This window comes from Pannonibacter phragmitetus, assembly GCF_050510895.1.
GTDB lineage: Bacteria > Pseudomonadota > Alphaproteobacteria > Rhizobiales > Stappiaceae > Pannonibacter > Pannonibacter phragmitetus_B.
Genome location: NZ_JBNINT010000001.1, coordinates 2,999,963 through 3,022,731, shown reverse-complemented (window position 1 = coordinate 3,022,731; position 22,769 = coordinate 2,999,963). Strand labels below are relative to the sequence as shown.

Genomic DNA, 22,769 nt, shown 5'->3' with positions numbered 1-22,769 from the left:
CTCACCCCACCAGCAGGGCCAGCGGACGCTTTCCGTCGGTCAGCGTCAGCGGAGTGACGCCGAAAGGGTCACCGTCAATCTGGGCGGGAACTGCGCGGCGGCTGGTCAGGGTCAGGCTGCTCACCGGCACCAGCGTGACGCCCTTCGTCTTGTGCAGGCGGCCAGTCAGCAGGGCGAGGCCGAAGCGCAGAGCGGCCAGCGGCGTATCCTTTTCGAGAGCCAGGAGATGCAGGCCGGACCGCGTCACACCGCCATCCGGGCAGATGACAAAGGGGCCTCCGTAGTGGCGGGCCTTGGTGACGACGGCGAGGCGGCAGGTCAGTGTCCGGCCGGCATGGGTGCCATTCTCAGGCTCATTGCCAATCTCTACGAAAATGTCTTCCCCATGGCGCGAGAAAGCGATGTCGAGTGCGGTCAGCACATAGGCCAGCTTGCCGAGGCGGCGCTTCAGGGCCAGCGGCACCGCATGCACCACTTCCGCATCAAACCCGGCAGAGGCCATCAGCACGAAAGGCCGGCCATTGGCGAGGCCGTAATGCAGCGGCACGCTGCGCCGTTGCAAAATCATGCGGGCGATGCCTTCGGCGGTGCGTGGAAGCTTGAGCTCAGCCGCCAGAACATTGGCAGTGCCGCAGGGAATGACTGCCAGTTCCGGAGCCGCTGGGGCCGGGTTTTGCTGAAAACCGCGGATGGCTTCATTGACCGAACCGTCGCCGCCAGCCACGGCCAGAATGCCGGTCCTCAAGGCCGGGTCGGCGCAGATCTCACCGATCTCTCCGGCCCGGGCTGTCAGGCGGATGGTTACCGAGCAGCCCTGCGCTTCCAGTCTGGCTGCAATGTCCTGCAGAAGGCGCGGGCGATAGCCGCCGGAAGCCGGATTGGCGATGATCATCACACTGCGCGCAAGAATAGCGGCGCTGTCATGCGAGCCGGAGCCGCTTTCCTGAGAATGAAAGCCTGCCCGAGCCTCCTCCGGCTCGGAGCTCTCCTCTCCCGCCATAAAATCTGCCTTGCGCAGGGGCTTCATCCGTTGCCGTCTCCGGCGGCCTTGCGGCCTTTCTGGTAGGGCTTCATGCCAAGGCGGGCCAGTTCGTCGGCCCGTTCATTCTCCGGGTGTCCGGCGTGGCCTTTCACCCAATGCCAGGAGATCTGGTGCTGGCGCTGTGCTGCGTCCAGGGCTTGCCACAGATCGGCGTTCTTCACCGGTTTCTTGTCCGCCGTGCGCCAGTCGTTGCGCTTCCAGTTGAACATCCACTTGGTGATGCCGTCGCGCACATAGACGCTGTCGGTGTAAAGATCGACGACGCAGGGGCGTTTGAGGGCACTCAGCGCCTCGATGGCTGCCGTCAGTTCCATGCGGTTGTTCGTGGTGTCCGCCTCGCCGCCGTTGAGCTCCTTTTCGTGGGAACCGAACCGCAGGATCGCGCCCCAGCCGCCAGGACCGGGATTTCCCGAGCAGGCTCCGTCCGTGTAGATGACGACCTTTGCGTCCACACTCATGCGTCCAGCCCGTAATCTTGAGCGGAGACGGCGCCCCTGTGGAAGCGCAGCTTGCGCAGATATTCCGTCGGGTCCTTTGGCGTCACTAGCGCACCGGGGGGCACGTTGAGCCAGTCATAAAGGCGCGTCAGCAGGAAGCGGATGGATGCGCCACGCGCCAGCAGGGGCAGGGCGTCAAACTCTTCCGGCGTGAAGGGGCGGATCTTGCGGTAGCCATTGAGGAAGGCGCGGGCCTTTGTCACGTTGAAGGCACCATCCGCCTCGAAGCACCAGGCGTTGATGCAGATGACCGCGTCATAGGCGAAGCTGTCGGTGCAGGCAAAATAGAAGTCGATGAGGCCGGACAGCTCGCTGCCAAGGAAGAACACGTTGTCGGGGAAGAGATCCGCATGGATCACGCCGCCCGGCAGATCCTGTGGCCAGTTGGCTTCCAGATAGTCGAGTTCTGCGGAAAGCTCTTCCGCAAGGCCTGCTGCCACCGTATCGGCTCGCTCTGCCGAGCGGTTGAAGAGCGGGCGCCAGCCGCTTACGTCCAGCGCATTGTGCCGCTTCATCGGGAAATCGGAGCCTGCCAGATGCAGCCGGGCGAGCGCTTCGCCAAGGGCTGCGCAATGCTCGAGCCGCGGGCGGCGCACCCACATGCCTTCCAGGAATGTGACCATGGCAGCCGGGCGGCCCGACAAAGTGCCCAGCATGGTGCCGTCTTCGGCTACCAGCGGCTGCGGGCAGTTGATGCCCTTCTTCGCCAGATGCTGCATGAGGTTGAGGAAGAACGGCAGATCGTCCGGGTTCACCCGCTTCTCATAGAGGGTGAGGATGAAATTGGCCTGATCGGTGCGCACCAGAAAGTTGGAGTTCTCAACGCCCTCGGCAATGCCCTTGTAGGACAGGAGACGGCCAACGCCGTATCGGGCGACAAAGGCGGCAAGGTCTTCGTCGGCAACTTCGGTATATACGGCCATTGGGGGCTACTCGGCTGCGCTGGGAACGTCTGCCATGGTGCGAAGCTCGCGCGGCAGGTTGAAGGCGATGGTTTCTTCCGCCGTACGCACCTCGTTCACCGTCACGGTGAAACGCTCTGCAAAGGCGGCAATGATTTCCTCGACCAGGGTTTCAGGCGCGGAGGCGCCAGCTGTCAGGCCGAGGCTGGAAATGCCCTCGAAATCGGCCCAGTCGATGTCCGAGGCCCGCTGTACGAGAACGGCCTTGTGGCATCCGGCCCGTTCCGCCACCTCGCGCAGGCGCTGGGAGTTGGAGGAGTTGGGCGCGCCCACCACGATCATCGCATCCACCTGCGGCGCCACTACCTTCACCGCATCCTGACGGTTGGTCGTGGCGTAGCAGATGTCTTCCTTGTGCGGAGCGACGATATCGGGGAAACGCTCCTTCAGCACCTCGACAATGCCCTTGGTATCATCCACCGAAAGGGTTGTCTGGGTGATGAAGGCAAGCTGACGTCCGGTGCGCGGCTGGTAGTTGCGCGCATCCTCTTCCGTCTCGATCAGGAATACTGTGCCTTCCGGCAGCTGTCCCATGGTGCCGATCACTTCCGGATGGCCGGCATGGCCGATCAGCAGGATCTCGCGGTCGCGCCGGTCGTGAATCTCGGCTTCCTTGTGCACCTTGGAGACGAGAGGGCAGGTGGCGTCCAGAAAGAACATGTTCCGTCCGCGCGCGTCTTCCGGCACAGCTTTCGGCACGCCGTGGGCGGAGAATATGACCGGGCGGTCGCGCTGGTCTGCCGGGATCTCGTCAAGCTCCTCGACGAAAACGGCGCCTTTGGCCTTCAGTCCGTCAACCACAAACCGGTTATGTACGATTTCGTGGCGCACATAGACAGGGCGGCCGAACTTCTCCAGCGCGAGTTCGACGATCTGGATGGCACGGTCCACCCCTGCGCAGAAGCCGCGCGGTGCGCACAATTTCACGTCCAGCGCCGGAAGAGCGCCATGATTGCCGGTCATGTCAGGTCCTTGAGCGTGGCTCATGGGGGCAATAGAGTGATCACCCCATGGCCTGTCAAGGGGAAGCATGCGCATTGCTGCGGGGCAAGCCCTGCATTATGCGCCGTGCATGCATCCAGACAGGCTGCGTCTCGCCAAAACGGATGTGGCCTGTTATAGACCGGCGAACAGGTTTCGAGTGAAGTGGAACTTCTGAATGCTGCAAGTCGAACGCATTTCCGCCCGTTCTGCCGCAGGCCGCGTGGCCACCTTTGCCGCGCTGGCGGGGCTTCTTTCCGGCTGCATGTCATTCGGCGGCGGTGATTCCGCCGATGCGGGCGGTGCTCCGGCAGGCCCCAGCCTGACGCAGAAGATTGTGACCGGCGGCCAAGGGCCGATCGAGGTTGACCCGCAGGCCTTTGAAAAGCAGCCCTATTGTCCGCCAATCGAGCTGCAGTCAGACACGTTCCTCATTTCCAAGTATGAGCGCGGCAAGGAAAACGATGCCCGTGCTCTGCTCTATCAGGCCAATCTTGAGGAGTGGGCGCGTGAATGCCGCCGTGAGGGCGATCAGACCCGGGTTAAGGTTGGTCTTGCAGGCCGCGTAACGCCTGGGCCTGCATGGCCGGGCGGTGAGATCATTCTGCCGCTGCGCGTTGCCATCATTCCGCAGGGAGTGGAAGGTGCGGCCCCGGTGGTTTCGCAGCTTCTGTCTGTGCCGGTTACGGTTGGTGCAGCGGCTCCGGCTGAAACATGGTCACTGGTGGAAGATTCCTTCCTGGTGCCGCGTGACGCATCGCTCAAGATCGTCTTCGGTTTTGACGAAGGCGCACCGCAGAAAAAGAAGAAGCGCTGAGGCGCGGCCTGTGCTTTGACCTTCGCCGTCATATGGGGCGGGAATACCTGCCCGTCTCAGGATGGCGCATATTGACAATGGCAGGACGGAAATAGACAATCGACGTGCTCATCCGGGTCGTGACGGGTGAGCGGAGCGGCGGCGGCTGCATTTCCCAATGCAGACGCTGGCGGTTCAAAAAGGCGACAGCGGGAGAGGCTGGAGAGGTGCCTTGCAGCAATGTGAGGGGTCTGAGACAGCGCCGAAGGAGCAACCACCCCGGAAACTCTCAGGCAAAAGGACCGCTTCGCTTTGACGCTCTGGAAAGCAGGCCCCGCACTTTGATGCGTGAGGCCTCACCGAAGGAGTAACCTTCCGGCTGCATTCGTGCACCGGACGGGAAATCTCTCAGGTACTCGGACAGAGGGGGTGCGGATGGGCCGTTACAGGTCTGTCCCGGCGCCACTGACGACGAGGACCCTTGATGGCCACGAGTGATTCTGCGGCCGCCCCTGAGGCGGACCTGAAGCGTACCCCCTTCATGACCTGCATGTGGCGCTTGGCGCCCGCATGGTGCCTTTTGCGGGCTACGAGATGCCCGTGCAATATCCCACGGGCATTCTGACCGAACATCTCCATACCCGCGCAGCCGCCGGATTGTTCGACGTGTCGCACATGGGGCAGGCCTGGCTGATCGGCCCGGACCATGCCACCACCGCCCGCGCGCTGGAGGCTCTTGTGCCCTCCAACATGGTGGAGCTGGGCCGTGGCAAGCAGCGCTACACGGTTCTGCTCAACGCAGAAGGCGGCATCGTCGATGACCTGATGGTCGCCCGCCCGGTGGCTGAGGAAGATGATGGCCGCCTGTTCCTGGTGGTCAATGCCTCGCGCAAGGACGTGGACTATCCGCTGATCGCTGCCGCGCTTCCCGAAGGCGTGCGCCTGGAGATCGTCGAGGACCGGGCGCTGATCGCAGTGCAGGGGCCGCAGGCCGTTGCCGCTGTTGCCCTGCATGCTCCGGAAGCCGCCAGCCTCGGCTTCATGAGCGCGGCCTGGATGGATTTTGACGGCATCCGCTGCCACGTGTCGCGCTCCGGCTACACGGGCGAGGACGGGGTGGAAATGTCCGTTCCGGCAGATGCTGCAGAGGCGATCGTCAAGGCGCTGCTGGCAGATGAGCGGGTAAAGCCGATTGGCCTTGGTGCGCGCGACAGTCTGCGCCTTGAAGCCGGGCTCTGCCTCTATGGCCATGATCTTGACGAGACCACGTCGCCGGTCGAAGGCGATATTACCTTCATCCTGCAGAAGCGCCGCCGCGAGGAAGGCGGCTTCCCCGGTGCAGGCCGTGTTCTGAGCGAACTGACAGCTGGCCCGGCCCGCAAGCGCGTTGGCCTGAAGCTGGAAGGCCGTGCGCCCGCCCGTGAGGGTGCAGAGATCCGCGTTCCCGGTGGCAGCGAGGCCATCGGCACCGTCACCTCCGGCGGCTTTGCACCGACCCTCGGCCAGCCCATCGCCATGGGCTACGTTGCCGCTGCCCATGCCGCCCCTGGCACGAAGCTTGCGCTGATCGTGCGCGGCAAAGAGCTGGAAGCCACAGTCACCACGATGCCTTTCGTGGAGCACCGTTACGTGCGCGCCGCCAAGGCGTAAGCCGTTCAGAAACAGAAGATCATCCAGTCTGGAGACCAGAGAATGACGACCTATTACTCCAAGGATCATGAATGGGTTGCCGTGTCCGGTGGCGTGGCCACCGTCGGCATCACCACCTATGCCCAGAGCCAGCTTGGCGATGTGGTCTATGTGGAGCTGCCTGATGTCGGCCGCACCGTCTCGCAGGGGGATGACGCCGCCGTGGTGGAATCGGTGAAGGCCGCCAGCGAGGTTTATGCCCCGGTCAGCGGCGAGGTTGTCGAGGTCAACTCCAAGCTCTCCGACAACCCGGCCAATGTGAATGAAGACCCGGAAGGCTCTGCTTGGTTCATGAAGCTTCGCATCTCCAACGAGGGTGAGCTTTCGGAGCTGATGGACGAAGCGGCCTACAAGGCCTACGTGGACACGCTGTAAGCCATGCCCGGCCATCTCTACACCGCCGAAGTGATCTGGCGCCGCGAGGGTGAGTTCCGCACCGGACGCTACTCCCGCGGCCACACCTGGCGCTTTGATGGAGGTGTGGAGGTGCCAGCCTCTGCCTCGCCCACCGTCGTGCCGCTGCCCCATTCGGTGCCGGAAGCCGTGGACCCGGAAGAGGCCTTCGCGGCCGCCATCTCCTCCTGCCACATGATGACCTTTCTTGATCTTGCCCGCCGCGACGGGCTTCTGATCGAGGCATACGAGGATAGGGCAGAGGCGGAAATGAGCCGCATTGCGCCGGGGCGTATGGGTATCACCTGCGTCACCCTGCGCCCCGTGATGACCATCATCGCGGACAGCCAGCCAGACCCGGCCCGGCTCGCCGAACTGCACGAGAAGGCGCACGAAATGTGCTTCATCGCCAACTCGGTGAAATGTGAAATCGTCGTGGCGCCCGGCCCGGTGCGCCTCGTTGCTCCGCAACCGCATGAAGGGACGTAAACCCGATGCGTTATCTGCCGCTTTCCGACACAGACCGCGCCGACATGCTGGCGCGCGTCGGCGTGTCTTCGATTGATGACCTGTTTGCCGATATCCCGGAAGCTGCTCGTCTCAAGGGCCTTGTCGACCTGCCCAGGCGCAAGTCCGAGATCGAGGTGGAGCGCCATCTGAACCGCATGGCCGGCAAGAATGTCGCCGCCGGTTCCGTGCCCTTCTTTGTGGGGGCAGGCGCCTACCGTCACCACGTTCCGGCGACGGTTGATCACCTGATCCAGCGTTCGGAATTCCTCACGTCCTACACGCCCTATCAGCCGGAAATCACGCAAGGTACTCTGCAGTACCTGTTCGAGTTCCAGACGCAGGTAGCACGCCTCACCGGCATGGAAGTGGCTAACGCCTCCATGTATGACGGCTCCACCGGCACCGGCGAAGCCGTGCTGATGGCGCACCGCGTCACCCGCCGCAACAAGGCGGTGCTCTCCGGCGGGCTGCATCCGCAATACCGTGCTGTGGTCGAAGGCCTGTCCAACCTTTCCGGTGACAAGGTGGAAGCGCTTCCCGCAGATCCGATGGGCACCGAGGACATTCTGGCGGCCATCGACGGCGAGACATCCTGCGTGGTCGTCCAGTCCCCGTCCTTCTACGGCCAGATCATCGACCTGAAGCCGATTGCCGAGAAGGCCCATGCGCATGGGGCGCTGCTGATCGCCGTCTTCACCGAAGTGGTGTCGCTGGGGCTGATCGAGCCGGCCGGTACGCAGGGCGCCGATATCGTCGTCGGCGAAGGCCAGTCCATCGGCAATGGCCTCACCTTCGGCGGTCCTTACGTTGGGCTCTTCGCCACGAAGCAGAAATACATGCGCCAGATGCCGGGGCGGCTTTGCGGTGAGACCGTGGATGCGGAGGGCAAGCGCGGCTTCGTGCTGACGCTCTCCACCCGCGAGCAGCACATCCGCCGCGAAAAGGCGACGTCGAACATCTGCACCAACTCCGGCCTTTGCGCGCTGGCCTTCACGATCCACATGACGCTGCTGGGCGAAGCCGGGCTGACGCGCCTGGCCCGGATCAATCACGCCAATGCGGTGAAGCTGAAGAAGCTTCTGGCCGCCGTGCCGGGCGTCGAAGTGCTGAACAAGGCCTATTTCAACGAGTTCACCATCGCCCTGCCGAAGGTGGCCGATCAGGTTGTCGAGGCGCTCGCCGAACGGGGCGTCCTCGCCGGTGTGCCGGTGTCGCGGCTGGAGCCGCGCAACAAGGACCTTGCGAACCTTCTCGTTGTCGCCTCGACCGAAATCAACACCGATGAAGACCGCGCTGCCTTCGCAGCCGCGCTCAAGGAGGTGCTGGCATGAGCATGAACACTCAGGGACGCCCGACCGCTGCGGGCGATGCGGGCGCGGCATTCCGGCCCAAGACCTTCACCGGCAACCGTGCGCTCGACATGGAAGAGCCGCTGCTGTTCGAGATCGGCCGCCTGGACGTGACGGGCGTTGATCTGGATGAGCCGGAGGCTTTCGAGGCGGAGCTGGGCGCCCACGTCCGCACGGCGAAGATCGGCCTGCCGGGCCTCTCCGAACCGGAGACGATGCGCCATTACGTGCGCCTGTCGCGCAACAATTACGCCATCGATGCCGGGCTTTATCCGCTCGGTTCCTGCACCATGAAGCACAACCCGCGCCTCAACGAAAAGATGGCGCGCGTGCCGGGCTTTGGCGACATTCACCCGCTGCAGCCGCTGTCCACCGTCAAGGGTGCCGTGGAGCTGATTTCCGAGCTGGGTGACTGGCTGATGGAGCTGACCGGCACCACTGCCGTTGCCATGAGCCCGAAGGCTGGCGCCCATGGCGAGCAGTGCGGGATGATGGCGATCAAGGCCGCGCATATCGCGGCGGGACGTGATCCGAAGATCGTGCTGGTACCGGAAAGTGCCCATGGCACCAACCCGGCCACCGCTGCGCTGCTCGGCTTCAAGGTCGTTGCCATCGACGCCAAGGAAGACGGCACGGTGGATCTGGCCTCGGTGAAGAAGGCGATTGCGGACAATGACGGCAACATCGCCGCCATCATGCTGACCAACCCGAACACCTGCGGGCTGTTCGAGCGGGACATCATGGAGATTGCCGCCGCCATCCACGCAGCAAACGCCTATTTCTACTGCGATGGCGCCAACTTCAACGCCATCGTCGGCAAGGCGCGGCCGGGGGATCTGGGCATCGACGCGATGCACATCAACCTGCACAAGACCTTCTCCACCCCGCATGGCGGCGGCGGACCGGGCTCCGGTCCCGTGGTCCTATCGCAGCGCCTTGCTCCTTTGCGCCGCTGCCGTTCGTTCGCAAGTCGGACAGCGGGCTGGAATTGGTGGAAACGGAAGCTGGCCTCAAGGATGGCGAGAAGCCGTTTGGCCGCATGACGGCCTTCCACGGCCAGATGGGCATGTTCGTCCGGGCGCTGACCTACATGCTGAGCCACGGCTCGGACGGGTTGCGTCAGGCCTCCGAGGATGCGGTGCTGAACGCGAACTATGTCCGCGTTGGCCTGCAGGACCTGATGAGCCTGCCCTTCGGCGAGCGCCCCTGCATGCATGAAGTGCTGTTCGATGACAGCTTCCTCAAGGACACGGGCGTGACCACCCTCGACTTCGCCAAGGCGATGATCGATGAGGGCTATCATCCGATGACCATGTATTTCCCGCTGGTCGTCCATGGGGCAATGCTGATCGAGCCGACCGAGTCCGAAAGCCGGGCCTCGCTGGATCTGTTCGTTGCCACGCTGCGCGATCTCGTCATGTCTGCCAAGCGCGGCGAGACGGAGCGCTTCACCGGCGCGCCCTACCTTGCCCCGCGCCGCCGCCTTGATGAAACCCGCGCTGCCCGCAGCCCGGTTCTCACCTGGAGCGAACCCGCCCCGGCCAGTGTCACTCCGGCGGCTGCTGAGTAAGCCCCGGCAAGGCCCAAGACACAAAGCCCCGTTGCGTCACCGCTTCGGGGCTTTTTCGTTTCGGCGGGCCGATAAGGATCGAAGGAAGGGCTCCGATCTCACTTTCCAGGCAGGTCGCGCCCCAGACGCCATATGCCGTAGCCGGTGGCGATGAGGGTCAGACCGCTGACCACCGTTCGTATCTGGTTGAAGGTCTGCCAGCGGGGAGTAAGGCTGCCAGATCGCACGGGCCTCCTCGATGTTGTCCGGCACGCTGACGAGGGCCAGTGCCTCGTTCATCGGCACGTTGAAGCGCATCGTCAGAACCAGGCCACCCAGAAAGTACAGGAGCCCGCCTGCCAGGAATGCAACACCTGCGCCGCGCGCCTTCAGCCGCAGGGCCAGCAGTCCGGTCAGGGCTAGCACGACCGGCGTGGCAAAGAACGCCGGCGCGAAGACGGCATTGCGGACGGAGCCGTTCATAGCTTGCATCGCGGCGATCGCGATCCGCGGATCTGCGGCATCCAGCCCCCACATGGTCGAACAGACCCAGGCATAGAAGAAACCGAATATCGCTCCGGAAAGGATGAGTGACAGGCCGGCGGCGGCCAGACAGATGCGTTTCATGCGGTTCAACTCCCTCGCATGGCTGCCCCCAGCCAAGTCCGTCTGCCCGGCGTCATCCTAGCGGCAGCATGCGCATCATTTTGTCGAAACTTGTCGCAGCGGGTAACAGGTTGCCGCAAAATAAGATGACAATTTTATTGTCATATTGACATTTTTCATGTCAATATACCCCCCATGACCAATGCTGATCCAGATGACGCAGCTACGCGGCTTTATGGCCTCGTCCGGCTGATCCGCCCGGCCCACCGCCGTCTGGCGCGCTCTGTTGCAGCCCATCTTGATGGCACAGGTGTCGGGCTCGGTGCACGCGCCGTGCTGGAGCTCTTGCACGACAATGATCCGGCCGGCCTGAGTGTGCCCGACGTTGCACGGCGGCTGTTTCTTGCCCGCCAGCAGATCCAGCTCGCGATGGATGGACTCGAGCGGGACGGCCTTGTTGTTCGCCGGTCCAATCCGGCACACCGGCGCTCGCCCTTGTTTGGCTTGACGCAGCGAGGACAGGACATCTTCACCGCCATTCATGCGCGGGAGCTTGAGGTCCTTGGCGGCATTGCCGGTGGCCTTGCGTCGGCAGACGTGGCCGCGGCGCTGACTGTCATGCAGGCGTTGGTCGATGGCTTTGGTGCATATGAAGATGAGCCGGATGCACCCGCCGGGCTTGCCTGAACGGGACCGTGAACAGATCGAGGAAGACAGGAAGCTGGTATCTTGGAAACTGCAATCTATGGCCTGATGGCTGGAGGGACTGTCGTCGTTCTTGCTCTTTCGGTCTACGCCATTCGGGCACTCACGGCCATCAGCCGCCCTACGACAGGCCCAGTAATCGACAGTGAGGAGCGGCCAAACCGGGCGCTGCTGCTGATTGACTTGCAAGGCGATTTTTCCCGCCGCACGGGTAAGGGTGCCTATGGGGAGACTGTGCGCGCCGCAGCCGTGGCCCAGGCAAATACGCTTGCGGCTGAAGCCCGGCGCCTGGGAGAGCCGGTGATTGTGGTGCGTCATGTCTGGCATGGCTGGCCCGCGCGCCTTGTCGCCCGCCTCGCGCTCGGCGGCGCAGGCAATCCCGGCCGCAAGGGGCTGGCGCTTGATCCCGATCTGCATCCAGGCGAGGCGATCGACATCGTCAAGCACGTCGGCGACAGCTTTTCCGTTCCGGACCTATCCGCGCATCTCGAGCGCCTGAAGGTCGGGTCGCTGCGGCTTGCCGGCCTTGATGCGTGCCATTGCGTGCAGCTGACAGCGCGGGGCGCCGCCGCGCGGGGCTACAAGGTCGAGATCCTCGACGATGCCGTTCTCGCTTCGGTGCCGGCGGACTGGCAGGCGTTGAAGCCAAAGCTCATCGCGGAGGGCATCCGGATTACCCCTGCACCAGTGGCTTGACAGGCGTGATGCTTTCGGGGCATCTATCCTGCCATGATCAAGACCGCCGCCTCCTTTGTGTATTTTTATTACGTCACCTCCATACCGGCGGCTGCGTAGGATCTTGCTCATTTGATCAAACCCGAAAAAGCCGCCGCGTCAGGCGGCTTTTTGGTTTTCAAAGGCTCTCCTGACAGGGGCAAACTCCCGAAGGAAGCCGCAAGTGACCCAGCATATGATAGAGGCCGGAAAACCGGCCAGCCCGCTCAAATCCGAAGCTCTGCAGGTGCTGTTCGAGCGCGGGCTCGTCAACCAGACCACGGAACTGGAGGCGCTGGATGCGCGCCTCGCGGAAGGGCCCGTCACGGTCTATGCCGGTTTTGATGCCACGGCCGCGAGCCTGCATGTCGGCCACCTGATGCCGCTGATGACCATGCGCTGGCTGCAGAAACTTGGCCACCGGCCCATCATCGTTCTGGGTGGCGGCACCAGCCAGGTGGGCGACCCCAGCTTCCGCAACGAGGCCCGGCCTATCCTCGAAAAGCAGCAGATTGCCGCCAACATCGCCGGCATCCGCCGCTCGGTGGAGACGCTGATCGACTTCTCCGGCGCAGAAGGCGCGCTGCTGGTGGACAATGCCGACTGGCTGACGGAAGTGAAGTTCCTCGAATTCCTGCGCGATTACGGCAGTCATTTCACCGTCAACCGCATGATGACCTTCGACAGCGTCAAGTCCCGGCTTGAGGCGCAGATGCCGCTGACCGTGCTGGAATTCTGCTACATGATGCTGCAGGCGGTGGATTTTCTGGAACTCTCACGCCGTCATGGCTGCAGCCTTCAGGTCGGCGGTTCGGATCAGTGGGGCAACATCATCAACGGTGTCGAGCTTGGCCGCCGCGACGGGCGCAAACTGCACGGCCTCACCGTGCCGCTGGTGACCACGGCGAGCGGGGCCAAGATGGGCAAGACGGCAGCGGGTGCCGTGTGGCTGCATCCGGAGCATCTGTCGCCCTTCGGCTTCTGGCAGTTCTGGCGCAACACCGCAGATGCGGATGTGCCGCGCTTCCTGCGGCTTTTCACCGAGCTGCCCTTGAGCGAGGTGGAACGCCTGTCCGATCTGCAAGGTGCCGAACTCAATGAAGTGAAGAAGCTGCTGGCCACCCATGTCACCGGCATCGTCCACGGTGCAGATGCCGCCCGCCACGCGCTTGAGCAGGGCGATGCGCTCTTCTCCGGCGACGAAATGAGCGCCGAGCCGACGCATACGCTTCCGCTCGCCATGCTGGCGCAGGATCTGGGCTTGCTGGAGCTGCTGGTTGCCACCGGCTTTGCCGCCTCCAACAGCGACGCCCGGCGTCTGGTCGAAGGCAGCGGCGTCCGCCTCAACGGCAATGTCGCCGACGACCCGCGCCGGCGCATTTCCAGCGGCGATCTGGGCGCCAACGACCGCCTTACCCTCGCTGCGGGCAAACGCCGCAAGGCGTTGGTGGCCTTCGTGTAGAAAGAGAAGCGGCAGTGGGCTGAGACCCGCTGCCGCTTCTGCTCAAATGATCCGCTTGCCGTCCGCGTCCAGAACCTTTTCACCGTCTTCCTTGGTGAAGGCGCCTTTGTGGGTGTCTGGAAGGATCTCCAGCACCACTTCCGAGGGGCGGCAGAGGCGGGTGCCGAGCGGGGTGATGACGAAGGGGCGGTTGATGAGGATAGGCTCGCGCATCATCGCGTCGAGCAGCGCCGTATCATCAAGGTCTGGGTTGCCAAGGCCCATTTCCTCGTAGGGCGTGCCCTTCTCGCGCAGGGCGCCGCGCACGGTGAGGCCGGCGGCGGCGATCATCGCAGCCAGTTCCTCGCGGGCGGGCGGGGTCTTCAGATATTCGATGACCGTGGGCTCGATTCCGGCGTTGCGGATCATCTCCAGCGTGTTGCGCGAGGTGCCGCAAGCGGGGTTGTGATAGATCGTGGCATCCATGATTCAGGCCTGTCCTTCTGTGGCGCTGCGGGCGGAAACGGCGCGGGAGGCCTCGTACCAGCCTTTGCTGCGGTTGACGACGGCGACCAGCGCCAGCATCACTGGCACCTCGATGAGCACGCCGACGACCGTGGCCAGCGCTGCGCCGGAGTTGAAGCCGAAGAGGCTGATGGCTGTGGCGACGGCCAGCTCGAAGAAGTTCGAGGCACCGATCAGAGCGGAGGGGCCTGCGATGCAGTGAGCCTCACCGGTCACCCGGTTGAGGATATAGGCAAAGCCGAAGATGAAGACGGTCTGCAACAGGATCGGCACAGCCAGCAGGGCGATCACCAGCGGCTGGGCGATGATCTGGCTGCCCTGGAAGGCGAAGAGCAGGACGACCGTCAGCAGCAGCGCGCCGATGGACAGCGGCTGGATCTGCTCCTGAAACCGCGCCAGCGCCCGGCCATCCCCTGTGCCCAGCGCCTTGCGCAGCAGCTGCGCGGCAATCACCGGCACGACGATGAATAGGGCAACCGAGATCAGCAGCGTGTCCCAAGGCACAATGATGGAGGACACGCCCAGCAGCAGCGCAACGATGGGGGCGAAGGCCAGCACCATCACCGCATCATTGAGGGCAACCTGCGTCAGGGTGAAAGGCGCATCGCCCTTGGTCAGGTTCGACCAGACGAAGACCATGGCCGTGCACGGTGCAGCCCCCAGCAGGATCAATCCGGCGATGTAGCTGTCGATCTGGTCCTGCGGCAAAAGCGGTGCAAACAGCCAGCCGATGAAGATCCATCCGAGCACAGCCATGGAAAAGGGCTTCACCGCCCAGTTGGAAAACAGCGTGATGCCCATGCCGCGCCAGTGCTGGCCGACCTGCCGGATGGCGGCAAAGTCGATCTTCATCAGCATGGGGATGATCATCAGCCAGATCAGCAGGGCGACAGGCAGGTTCACCTTGGCGATTTCCATAGTGCCGATCACCTCGAACACCTGCGGCAGCAGATGGCCGAGGGCGATGCCGGCGAAGATCGCGAGCCCCACCCAGAGCGTCAGGTAGCGTTCAAACAGGGACATGGTTTACTTCACCTTTTCAGCAAGGGTGGTGGCGCCTTCAAGCGTACCGATATCGGAGAGCTTCTTCTTCAGCGCCATCGCGTCGATGGAGGCCAGCGGCAGATTGAGAAAGGCGCTGATGCGGTTCTTGAGGTAGCGGGCGGCCTGGCTGAAGGCCTGCTCCTTCTCAAAGGCCGCGCCCTTAACGGCTGCAGGGTCCTCGATGCCCCAATGGGCTGTCATCGGCTGGCCCGGCCACACGGGGCAGGTCTCTCCAGCGGCGTTGTCGCAGACCGTGAAGACGAAATCGAACTGCGGTGCACCGGGTACGGCGAACTCATCCCAGCTCTTTGAGCGGAAGCCCTCTGCCGGATAGCCAAGGGCATCCAGCGTCTTGAGGGCAAGCGGATGAACCGTGCCATTTGGCTGGCTGCCCGCAGACCAGGCGCGGAAACGGCCGCCGCCTACAGCGTTCAGGATGCCTTCCGCGAGGATGGAGCGGGCGGAATTGCCGGTGCAGAGGAACAGCACATTGTAGGTCTTTTCAGTCATGGTGGGCTCCTTACGGCATCCGGTTTCCGGCCGGTGGGGCACAGCCCGGTGTGCAGGTCTCGGTACAGCTCCCGGTCAGTTCGGCAATCAGCGGCTCGCACAGGCTGGCCTTGCCGCTGCAGCAATCCTTCAAGAGGTAGAGCGTCATCTGCCGGAGCTGATCCAGATTTGCGTGATAGACGATAGAGCGTCCTTGCCGCAGTCCCGTGACAAGCCCTGCCTGCGCAAGAACTGACAGATGCGCGGAAAGCGTGTTTTGCGGTACGCCAAGGCGCTGGGCAAGTTCACCGGCGGCAACGCCTTCCGGTTCTGCCTGCACGAGTGCGCGGAAGGCCTGAAGGCGGGTCGCTTGAGCAAGGGCTGCCAGGGCAGCGATGGTTTCTGATTCATCCATATATCCAGAATTACGGATATATAATACTCAAGTCAATCCCCCGGCATCGGGCTGCCGTACAAAAAACACCCCCGGCCTCGGGGAGCCGGGGTGTTCCGGGAATTCGCGGGGACGCGAATGTCCAGCCTTTCGCTGATGGATCAGGCGAAGAGGCGGGATCTGAGTTCCTTGCGCAGGTCATCCACCGGGTTGAAGCTGCCCCGGTCCTTCAGGTGCCAGAAGGTCCAGCCGTTACAGCTTTCCGCGCCCTGAACGAGCGCGCCCACCTTGTGGATGGAGCCGGAATGCTGGCCGCTGACCAGCGAACCGTCAGCGCGCACAATGGCCAGATGCTTGCCCTTAGGGCAGATGAGCTCCGTTCCCGGTTCCAGCAGGCCTGCTTCCAGCAGCGAACCGAAGGGAATGCGCGGCTCGGCGCGCTTGCCCTTCTGCATGTCGAGGGACACACCTTCGGCCGGCACGATGGCATTGATGCGGGCGGTGGCCGCATCAATGTAGCTCTGTTCACGCTCGATGCCGATGAAGTTGCGGCCAAGGCGCTTTGCGACGGCGCCGGTGGTGCCGGTGCCGAAGAAGGGATCGAGCACCACATCTCCGGGGCGGGACGAGGCCGTCAGCACCCGGTAGAGCAGGGATTCCGGCTTCTGGGTCGGATGGACCTTCTGCCCGTCCTCATCCTTCAGCCGTTCTGCACCCGTGCACAGCGGCAAGTGCCAGTCGGAGCGCATCTGCAGATCTTCGTTGAAGGTCTTCAGCGCATCGTAGTTGAACACCGGCTTGGAGTTCTTGGACTTCGACGCCCAGATGATCGTCTCATGGGCGTTGGTGAAGCGTTTGCCACGGAAGTTCGGCATCGGGTTGGACTTGATCCAGACGATGTCATTCTGAATCCAGAAGCCCAGATCCTGAAGGATCGCGCCGACGCGGAAGATGTTGTGGTAGGAGCCGATGACATAGAGCGAGGCATCGTCCTTCATCACGCGGTGCACGGCCAGCAGCCATGCGCGGGTGAAGGCATCATAAGCCTCGAAGCTGTCGAATTGGTCCCAGTGATCGTCGCAGGCATCTACCTTCGACTGGTCAGGACGGTGAAGATCGCCGCCAAGCTGAAGATTGTAGGGCGGATCGGCAAAGACCAGATCCACCGACTTCGAGGGCAGCTTGCTGAGGGCGGCAACGCAGTCGCCCTTCAGGATCGTGTTCAGCCAGGCCGGAGTGGCGGCATTGTCTTGGGTTTCAAGGGGTGTCACAGAGGACACCCCAGTACGCAGAACTTTCATTGCGACGCAGCACCTCACGCAATTTCGAGGCTCATGGTTACCGGATCTGGTAAATCGCGGGTTAAGGCGCGCTCTAATTTTTCTTTTTGATTTCAATGCTTTCTTTAGGTTTTCGAAACTTGCGCAGAAGGTTAACTTTTGACCGGAAAAAACTGGCGGAAATCATGTGCTTTTCTGGCAGGCGAGGCCGGGACGGAGGTGACGGCATTAACCATGATGCCGGCCAGAGGAGGTGGTCAGAAAGTGGCGCTGTCATGTGGAAGCGCTTCGTACGATTCACCATGTTGGCTTCCGTCATGGTCGTGCCATCGAATTTGGGCAGAATGCAAAATCATTCGCCTGATGAAAAATATTTCAAAACTTGCCTTGAGTGACTTGACGGAAGCGGAGCTCTGTTAGAGCCTGTCCGGTTAAGAACAATAAGGAGAATGCATTTGAAAGACCGGCCCTACCGAAATCCCCTCACGGATCCCCGTCCGTTCGTACTGGCTCCCGCTGCACCGCTGGAGCCCTTCACCGACGCGGCAGCCGCCGTCGCCCGGTTGATGGAGTTGTTCGAGCGCAACACCGCCTTCATCCGGGATGCGTTCCGTGATCTCGTCAATGGGACGGCGCCAGAGGGAAGGGTGAGGGCCTATTATCCGCAGATCCGCTTGATCACGGAGAGCCATTCGCGCCTTGATAGCCGCATGCCGTTCGGCTTTGTCTCTGGTCCCGGCATACACGCCACCACGATCACCCGGCCGGATCTGTTTCAGCAGTATCTGACGGAGCAGATCTCGCTGTTGATCCGCAATCACGGGGTTCCGGTGCATGTGGGGGATAGCACGACCCCTATCCCGCTGCACTTCGCCTTTTATGACGGTACTCACGTCGAAGGTGCTGGAGCCATGCCCGGTGACCGGCCACTGGCGGACATGTTCGATCTGCCGGACCTGACGCTGATGGATGACGCCATCGCCAACGGCACCTATGAGCCGGTGGACGGCATCATGCCGCTGGCGCCTTTCACCGGCCCGCGCATCGACTATTCGCTCCACCGCCTGCAGCACTACACCGCGACCGCGGCGGAGCATTTTCAGAATTACGTGCTTTTCACGAATTACCAGTTCTACATCGACGAGTTCTGCCGCATGGCGGAAGCTGCCATCGCCGATCCGCAGAGCGGCTACACCGCCTTCGTCGAGCCCGGCAACCTGCTGACGCTGGCCGGCTCGAAGACGCCCGCGTCGGGCACGGCACTGGCCAAGCTGCCGCAGATGCCAGCCTATCACCTGAAGCGGGCGGACAACTCCGGTATCACCATGGTCAACATCGGTGTGGGGCCCTCCAACGCCAAGACCATCACCGACCATATCGCCGTGCTGCGGCCGCACGCCTGGTTGATGCTGGGCCACTGCGCTGGCCTGCGCAACAGCCAGACGCTGGGCGACTATGTGCTCGCCCATGGCTATGTGCGCGATGATCATGTGCTCGATCAGGACCTGCCGCTGTGGGTGCCGATCCCGCCTCTGGCGGAGGTGCAGGTGGCACTGGAAAGCGCCGTTGCCGAAGTGACCGGTTTCTCCGGTTATGAGTTGAAGAAGGTGATGCGCACCGGCACGGTTGCCTCCATCGACAACCGGAACTGGGAACTGTGGGACCAGCGCGGCCTCGTGCAGCGCTTCTCCCAGTCCCGGGCCATTGCGCTGGACATGGAATCTGCCACTATCGCCGCCAACGGTTTCCGCTTCCGTGTGCCTTACGGCACGCTGCTCTGTGTCTCCGACAAGCCGCTTCACGGTGAGTTGAAGCTGCCAGGCATGGCGACGGATTTCTACAAGCGTCAGGTGGCCCAACATCTGGAGATCGGCATGCGGGCCATGGAGCAGCTGCGCTCCATGCCGCCGGAACGCCTGCATTCGCGCAAGCTGCGCAGCTTTGCGGAGACGGCCTTCCAGTAAGCGGGAGAGTGGGCAGCCCTGGTGCGGCTGGCTGTGTCCGTCCTCGAAAAGCTGCAAAGGCACCCTTGCCGCTGTCCCGGCGCTGGTACATCTCACTGGGACAGCAGACGCGGAGGTGAAGGCATGAACTGGACGGAACCGCTGAACAATTACTGCGAGCGGCTGGATGCCAGTTTCTGGTCCGAGCCGGTCAATGCCATCACCAACGCCTCCTTCATTCTGGCAGCGGTGGTGGCCTTCCAGATGTGGCGCAAGCGGTCGCCGGGCGACTGGCTGGCTCTGGCGCTCATCCTGATCACGCTGGCCACTGGCATCGGTTCGTTCCTGTTCCACACCTTTGCCAACCGCTGGTCGCTGCTGGCAGATGTGATCCCGATTGCCTTTTTCATCCATGTCTATCTTTTTGCGGCGCTGAACCGGTTCCTGGGGCTGCGCTGGTACTGGGCTCTGGGCATAACGGGCCTCTTTTTCGCAGGCTCACCTTTCGCGGGGCGGCTTTTTGCCCCGCTGGTGGGATCATCCGCCGGCTATCTGCCCGCGCTTGCTGCCATCTTCGTTGTCGCGGCACTAGCCTGGCGTTTGAGCGCCCGGCTGGCGAAGGGGCTTGCGGTGGCCGGGCTGGTGTTCGCCGCCTCGCTCACCTTCCGCATGCTGGACATGCCGGTATGCGGCAGCCTTGCACTGGGCACCCATTTCATGTGGCATGTCCTCAATGGACTGGTTCTATTCCTGCTTTTGCGGCTGCTTTTGCCTGCAACCGGTGGAGCAGGTACGAAATAAGGTTGAACCGCACGCGCGGATGGGCCATGCCTCCTTGAGGGAAAGGCGGCCGAGACCGCTGTTGAGACGAGAGACGACATGAGCGACAAGAATCCAGCTGGAAGCGACCTGACCGACCCCGCACTGTTCTTCCACATGCATCCGCGCCCGGGCAAACTCGAGATCAAGGCGACAAAGCCGCTCGGTAACCAGCGCGATCTGGCTCTGGCCTATTCTCCCGGTGTTGCCGCTCCCTGCCTTGAAATCGCCCGTGACCCGTCGACGGCCGCGCTTTACACCTCCCGCGCCAATCTTGTGGGGGTGATTTCCAACGGGACCGCCGTGCTGGGTCTCGGCAACATCGGTCCGCTCGCCTCCAAGCCTGTCATGGAAGGCAAGGCCGTCCTGTTCAAGAAATTCGCCGGGATCGATGTCTTCGACATCGAAGTTGACGAGCTCGACGTCGACCGGTTTGTCGATGCGGTTGCCGTTCTGGAGCCGACCTTCGGCGGCATCAACCTTGAGGATATCAAGGCGCCGGAGTGCTTCCAGATCGAAGCCAAGCTGCGCGAGCGGATGAATATTCCGGTGTTCCACGACGACCAGCATGGCACGGCGATCATTGTCGGTGCTGCGGTCAAGAACGCACTGGAACTGGCTGGCAAGCCGATTGATCAGGTGAAGATCGTTGCCTCCGGTGCCGGCGCTGCAGCGCTTGCCTGCCTCAATCTCATCGTCTCGCTCGGCGCAAAGCGCGAAAACATCTGGATCTCGGACATCGAGGGCGTGGTCTATGAAGGCCGCGAAGCCTTGATGGACCCGTGGAAGGGCATCTTCGCCCAGAAGACGGACAAGCGCACCCTTGGTGAGATCATCGAAGGGGCCGACGTGTTCCTCGGCCTGTCCGCCGCAGGCGTGCTGAAGCCGGAGATGGTCGCCAAGATGGCGCCGAACCCGCTGATCCTGGCGCTCGCCAACCCCAATCCGGAAATCATGCCGGAAGCCGCGCTTGCAGTGCGTGATGACGTGATGATGTGCACTGGCCGTTCGGATTTCCCGAACCAGGTGAACAACGTCCTGTGCTTCCCCTATATCTTCCGCGGCGCGCTGGATGTGGGCGCGACGGCGATCAACGAAGAGATGAAACACGCGGCTGTGAAGGCCATCGCGGATCTTGCCAAGGAAGAGCCGTCTGATGTTGCCGCCCGTGCCTATGGCGGGGCGACCGAGACCTTCGGGCCGAAGTTCCTGATCCCGTCGCCCTTCGATCAGCGTCTGATCCTGCGCATTGCACCGGCTGTGGCCCGCGCAGCGATGGAGACTGGCGTCGCCACCCGGCCGATCGAGGACTTCGATGCCTATCTCGACACGCTGAACCGCTTTGTCTTCCGCTCCGGCCTCGTGATGAAGCCGATCATTCAGGCTGCGACCCGTGAGCCGAAGCGCATCATCTATGCGGAAGGCGAGGATGAGCGCGTGCTGCGCGCAGCCCAGGTGCTGATCGAGGACAAGGTGGCCGTGCCGATCCTCGTGGGCCGTCCGGACGTGCTGAAGGCCCGTTGCGAGCGTTTCGGTCTGAAGATCCGCCCTGGTGTCGACTTCGAGTTCGTCAACCCGCAGGACGATCCGCGCTACCGCGATTATGTTGAGGAGTATTTCTCCTGCGTTGGCCGCAAGGGTGTGCCGCATGATGCGGCGCGAACCATCGTGCGCACCAACTCCACCGTCATCTCGGCGCTGGCGGTGCGGCGCGGGAAGCCGATGCGGTGATCTGCGGCCTTGAAGGGCGCTTCATCCGTCATCTGCGCGATATTCGCCAGATCATCGGACTCAAGGCCGGCGTGCGCGACCTTTCGGCTCTGTCGCTGCTGATCAACGATCGCGGCGCTATCTTCCTGACCGATACATTCGTCAGTGAAGACCCGGATGCAGCCGAGCTGGCGGAAATGGCGCGGCTTGCAGCCGAGGAAATCCGCCGCTTCGGCATCGCACCCAAGGTGGCGCTGCTGTCGGCTTCCAACTTCGGCTCGCGTGAGCTGGCTTCTGCCGACAAGATGCGCAAGGCGCTGGAGATTCTGTGGAGGGAATGTCCGGAGCTGGAAGTGGACGGCGACATGCACGGTGATGCGGCCCTGTCCGAACTGCTGCGCCAGCGCGTCATGCCGGACAGCCGGCTGAAGGGCGAGGCAAACTTGCTGCTCTTCCCGAATCTGGATGCGGCGAACATCGCGCTGAACCTTCTGAAGGTGGCGACGGAAGCTCTGCATGTGGGGCCGATCCTGCTTGGCACGGCCAAGCCTGCGCATATCCTCACCGGTTCGGTGACATCGCGTGGCGTGGTCAACATGTCGGCTCTGGCCTGCGTCGAGGCGCAGAAGAAGGCCGAAGCCTGAGCCAGCTATCCCTCGCGCCTGCCGGCGCAAACAGCACCGGCAGGCGTGACGGCTTTCATCCTCTCCGGCTTGGACAGGCAAAGGGCCTTATGGAATGAAACCTGCGAAGGACTGCGTCACCAAGGGTGACATCCGGACGGAGATCGACCGGATCGACCAGCTTCTTCTGAAGCTCTTCGCCGAGCGGCAGACCTATGTCCGCCAGATGGCGCAGATCAAGCAGCATCCCGACGAGGCCTTTGATGCCGAGCGGATCGAGACCATGATCGACCGCCTGCGCGGGCGTGCGGAAGGCCTTGGACTGGAAGCCGATCAGGCCGAAGCTGTCTGGCGCGTGCTGATTGACTGGAATGTCGATTATGAGCGCCGTGCCATTGCCGCCCGGCTGGGGCTTCTGCCGCAGGGCGCCGTTTTATCTTGACTTTCAGGCTTTAGGCGCCGATACAGGCGCCAAGATACGGCTTGGCCGCCGCGTGAGCGGCCTGCGTCCTCTCCACGCGCCTGCCCCTCACATGTTGTTGCGGGGCACCCGCAGCTTCTGCGGTCTGGCAGATCCGGCCCCTCCCGAAAGGTGATCCGTGACGGAGACAGACAGGATGCGTGAGCCGTTCCGCGTCGCGCCAAAGGCTGCGATGCCTTTTCCCAGGTTCCCATTTCACGCGGGGTTCTGACGGTCCGGATTGCCAA

At 62.9% G+C, this 22,769-nt stretch carries 21 protein-coding genes, 2 pseudogenes and 2 riboswitches; of the genes and pseudogenes, 13 read left to right on the top strand and 10 right to left on the bottom strand.

Going from position 1 to position 22,769, the window contains the following annotated elements:
- Position 1 precedes the first annotated feature (1 nt).
- From ACQB61_RS14355 to ispH, 4 genes are read right to left on the bottom strand one after another with little or no spacing between them, the layout of a single operon-like run.
- On the bottom strand, positions 2–1,027 hold the full coding sequence (locus ACQB61_RS14355; RefSeq protein WP_430513167.1) for a diacylglycerol/lipid kinase family protein: 1,026 nt from the start codon (positions 1,025–1,027) through the stop codon (positions 2–4).
- The gene (gene rnhA / locus ACQB61_RS14350; protein WP_430513166.1) at positions 1,024–1,500 is read right to left on the bottom strand and encodes a ribonuclease HI; all 477 of its coding nucleotides are present in this window, start codon (positions 1,498–1,500) and stop codon (positions 1,024–1,026) included. Before rnhA ends, ACQB61_RS14355 begins: the two co-directional genes overlap by 4 nt.
- The gene (locus ACQB61_RS14345) at positions 1,497–2,462 is read right to left on the bottom strand and encodes a homoserine kinase (protein WP_430513165.1); all 966 of its coding nucleotides are present in this window, start codon (positions 2,460–2,462) and stop codon (positions 1,497–1,499) included. Before ACQB61_RS14345 ends, rnhA begins: the two co-directional genes overlap by 4 nt.
- Positions 2,463–2,468: 6 nt before the next feature.
- Complete coding sequence (gene ispH, locus ACQB61_RS14340; protein WP_430513164.1) at positions 2,469–3,464, bottom strand: 4-hydroxy-3-methylbut-2-enyl diphosphate reductase; 996 nt, start codon at positions 3,462–3,464, stop codon at positions 2,469–2,471.
- 196 nt (positions 3,465–3,660) lie between these two features.
- On the opposite strand from ispH, the gene ACQB61_RS14335 reads away from it, so the two are divergent.
- From ACQB61_RS14335 to gcvPB, 6 genes and pseudogenes are all read left to right on the top strand, one after another.
- Positions 3,661–4,299, top strand: a complete 639-nt coding sequence (locus ACQB61_RS14335; RefSeq protein WP_430513163.1) for a hypothetical protein — start codon at positions 3,661–3,663, stop codon at positions 4,297–4,299.
- A 179-nt stretch (positions 4,300–4,478) separates the two neighbouring features.
- A riboswitch (glycine riboswitch) is annotated at positions 4,479–4,593 on the top strand.
- Positions 4,594–4,596: 3 nt separating this feature from the next.
- Positions 4,597–4,704: riboswitch (glycine riboswitch) on the top strand.
- Positions 4,705–4,848: 144 nt separating this feature from the next.
- On the top strand, positions 4,849–5,928 hold the full coding sequence (gene gcvT / locus ACQB61_RS14330; protein ID WP_430514377.1) for a glycine cleavage system aminomethyltransferase GcvT: 1,080 nt from the start codon (positions 4,849–4,851) through the stop codon (positions 5,926–5,928).
- A gap of 42 nt (positions 5,929–5,970) precedes the next feature.
- Positions 5,971–6,342, top strand: a complete 372-nt coding sequence (gene gcvH, locus ACQB61_RS14325) for a glycine cleavage system protein GcvH (protein ID WP_430513162.1) — start codon at positions 5,971–5,973, stop codon at positions 6,340–6,342.
- Positions 6,343–6,345: 3 nt separating this feature from the next.
- Positions 6,346–6,849 carry an OsmC family protein gene (locus ACQB61_RS14320; protein ID WP_430513161.1) on the top strand — a complete coding sequence of 168 codons (504 nt, stop codon included), beginning with the start codon at positions 6,346–6,348 and terminating at the stop codon, positions 6,847–6,849.
- 5 nt (positions 6,850–6,854) lie between these two features.
- Positions 6,855–8,201 carry an aminomethyl-transferring glycine dehydrogenase subunit GcvPA gene (gene gcvPA, locus ACQB61_RS14315; protein ID WP_430513160.1) on the top strand — a complete coding sequence of 449 codons (1,347 nt, stop codon included), beginning with the start codon at positions 6,855–6,857 and terminating at the stop codon, positions 8,199–8,201.
- A pseudogene (gcvPB, locus tag ACQB61_RS14310) lies at positions 8,198–9,789 on the top strand (aminomethyl-transferring glycine dehydrogenase subunit GcvPB). The gene gcvPA and the pseudogene gcvPB overlap by 4 nt, the downstream one beginning before the upstream one ends.
- A gap of 36 nt (positions 9,790–9,825) precedes the next feature.
- Here the strand turns inward: gcvPB and ACQB61_RS14305 are convergent.
- On the bottom strand, positions 9,826–10,431 hold the full coding sequence (locus ACQB61_RS14305; protein WP_430513159.1) for a DUF1772 domain-containing protein: 606 nt from the start codon (positions 10,429–10,431) through the stop codon (positions 9,826–9,828).
- Between the two features lie 138 nt (positions 10,432–10,569).
- Here ACQB61_RS14305 and ACQB61_RS14300 point away from each other — a divergent pair, with 138 nt between their 5' ends.
- The 3 genes from ACQB61_RS14300 to tyrS all read left to right on the top strand — a co-directional run bounded on the left by ACQB61_RS14300 (position 10,570) and on the right by tyrS (position 13,255).
- Entirely contained in the window at positions 10,570–11,061 is a 492-nt protein-coding gene (locus ACQB61_RS14300; RefSeq protein ID WP_430513158.1) for a MarR family winged helix-turn-helix transcriptional regulator, read from the top strand.
- A 42-nt stretch (positions 11,062–11,103) separates the two neighbouring features.
- A complete protein-coding gene (locus ACQB61_RS14295) occupies positions 11,104–11,775 on the top strand; it encodes a cysteine hydrolase family protein (protein WP_430513157.1) in 672 nt (223 codons plus the stop codon).
- Between the two features lie 214 nt (positions 11,776–11,989).
- Positions 11,990–13,255: a tyrosine--tRNA ligase gene (gene tyrS / locus ACQB61_RS14290; protein ID WP_430514376.1), complete on the top strand. Its 1,266-nt coding sequence runs from the start codon at positions 11,990–11,992 to the stop codon at positions 13,253–13,255.
- 42 nt (positions 13,256–13,297) lie between these two features.
- Here the strand turns inward: tyrS and arsC are convergent, their stop codons facing one another.
- From arsC to ACQB61_RS14265, 5 genes are all read right to left on the bottom strand, one after another.
- Positions 13,298–13,720, bottom strand: coding sequence for an arsenate reductase (glutaredoxin) (gene arsC / locus ACQB61_RS14285; RefSeq protein ID WP_430513156.1), 423 nt, complete (start codon positions 13,718–13,720; stop codon positions 13,298–13,300).
- Between the two features lie 3 nt (positions 13,721–13,723).
- On the bottom strand, positions 13,724–14,782 hold the full coding sequence (arsB, locus tag ACQB61_RS14280) for an ACR3 family arsenite efflux transporter (protein WP_430513155.1): 1,059 nt from the start codon (positions 14,780–14,782) through the stop codon (positions 13,724–13,726).
- A gap of 3 nt (positions 14,783–14,785) precedes the next feature.
- Complete coding sequence (locus tag ACQB61_RS14275; protein ID WP_430513154.1) at positions 14,786–15,313, bottom strand: arsenate reductase ArsC; 528 nt, start codon at positions 15,311–15,313, stop codon at positions 14,786–14,788.
- 10 nt (positions 15,314–15,323) lie between these two features.
- Positions 15,324–15,707 carry an ArsR/SmtB family transcription factor gene (locus ACQB61_RS14270; protein ID WP_430513153.1) on the bottom strand — a complete coding sequence of 128 codons (384 nt, stop codon included), beginning with the start codon at positions 15,705–15,707 and terminating at the stop codon, positions 15,324–15,326.
- A gap of 140 nt (positions 15,708–15,847) precedes the next feature.
- The gene (locus ACQB61_RS14265; protein ID WP_430513152.1) at positions 15,848–16,987 is read right to left on the bottom strand and encodes a site-specific DNA-methyltransferase; all 1,140 of its coding nucleotides are present in this window, start codon (positions 16,985–16,987) and stop codon (positions 15,848–15,850) included.
- A 428-nt stretch (positions 16,988–17,415) separates the two neighbouring features.
- Between ACQB61_RS14265 and ACQB61_RS14260 the strand changes: the two genes are divergently transcribed.
- From ACQB61_RS14260 to ACQB61_RS14245, 4 genes and pseudogenes are all read left to right on the top strand, one after another.
- The gene (locus ACQB61_RS14260; RefSeq protein ID WP_430513151.1) at positions 17,416–18,930 is read left to right on the top strand and encodes an AMP nucleosidase; all 1,515 of its coding nucleotides are present in this window, start codon (positions 17,416–17,418) and stop codon (positions 18,928–18,930) included.
- A gap of 123 nt (positions 18,931–19,053) precedes the next feature.
- The gene (locus tag ACQB61_RS14255; RefSeq protein ID WP_430513150.1) at positions 19,054–19,710 is read left to right on the top strand and encodes a ceramidase domain-containing protein; all 657 of its coding nucleotides are present in this window, start codon (positions 19,054–19,056) and stop codon (positions 19,708–19,710) included.
- Between the two features lie 78 nt (positions 19,711–19,788).
- Positions 19,789–22,082: pseudogene (locus ACQB61_RS14250) on the top strand (NADP-dependent malic enzyme).
- Between the two features lie 94 nt (positions 22,083–22,176).
- A complete protein-coding gene (locus ACQB61_RS14245; protein WP_430513149.1) occupies positions 22,177–22,503 on the top strand; it encodes a chorismate mutase in 327 nt (108 codons plus the stop codon).
- Positions 22,504–22,769 lie beyond the last annotated feature (266 nt).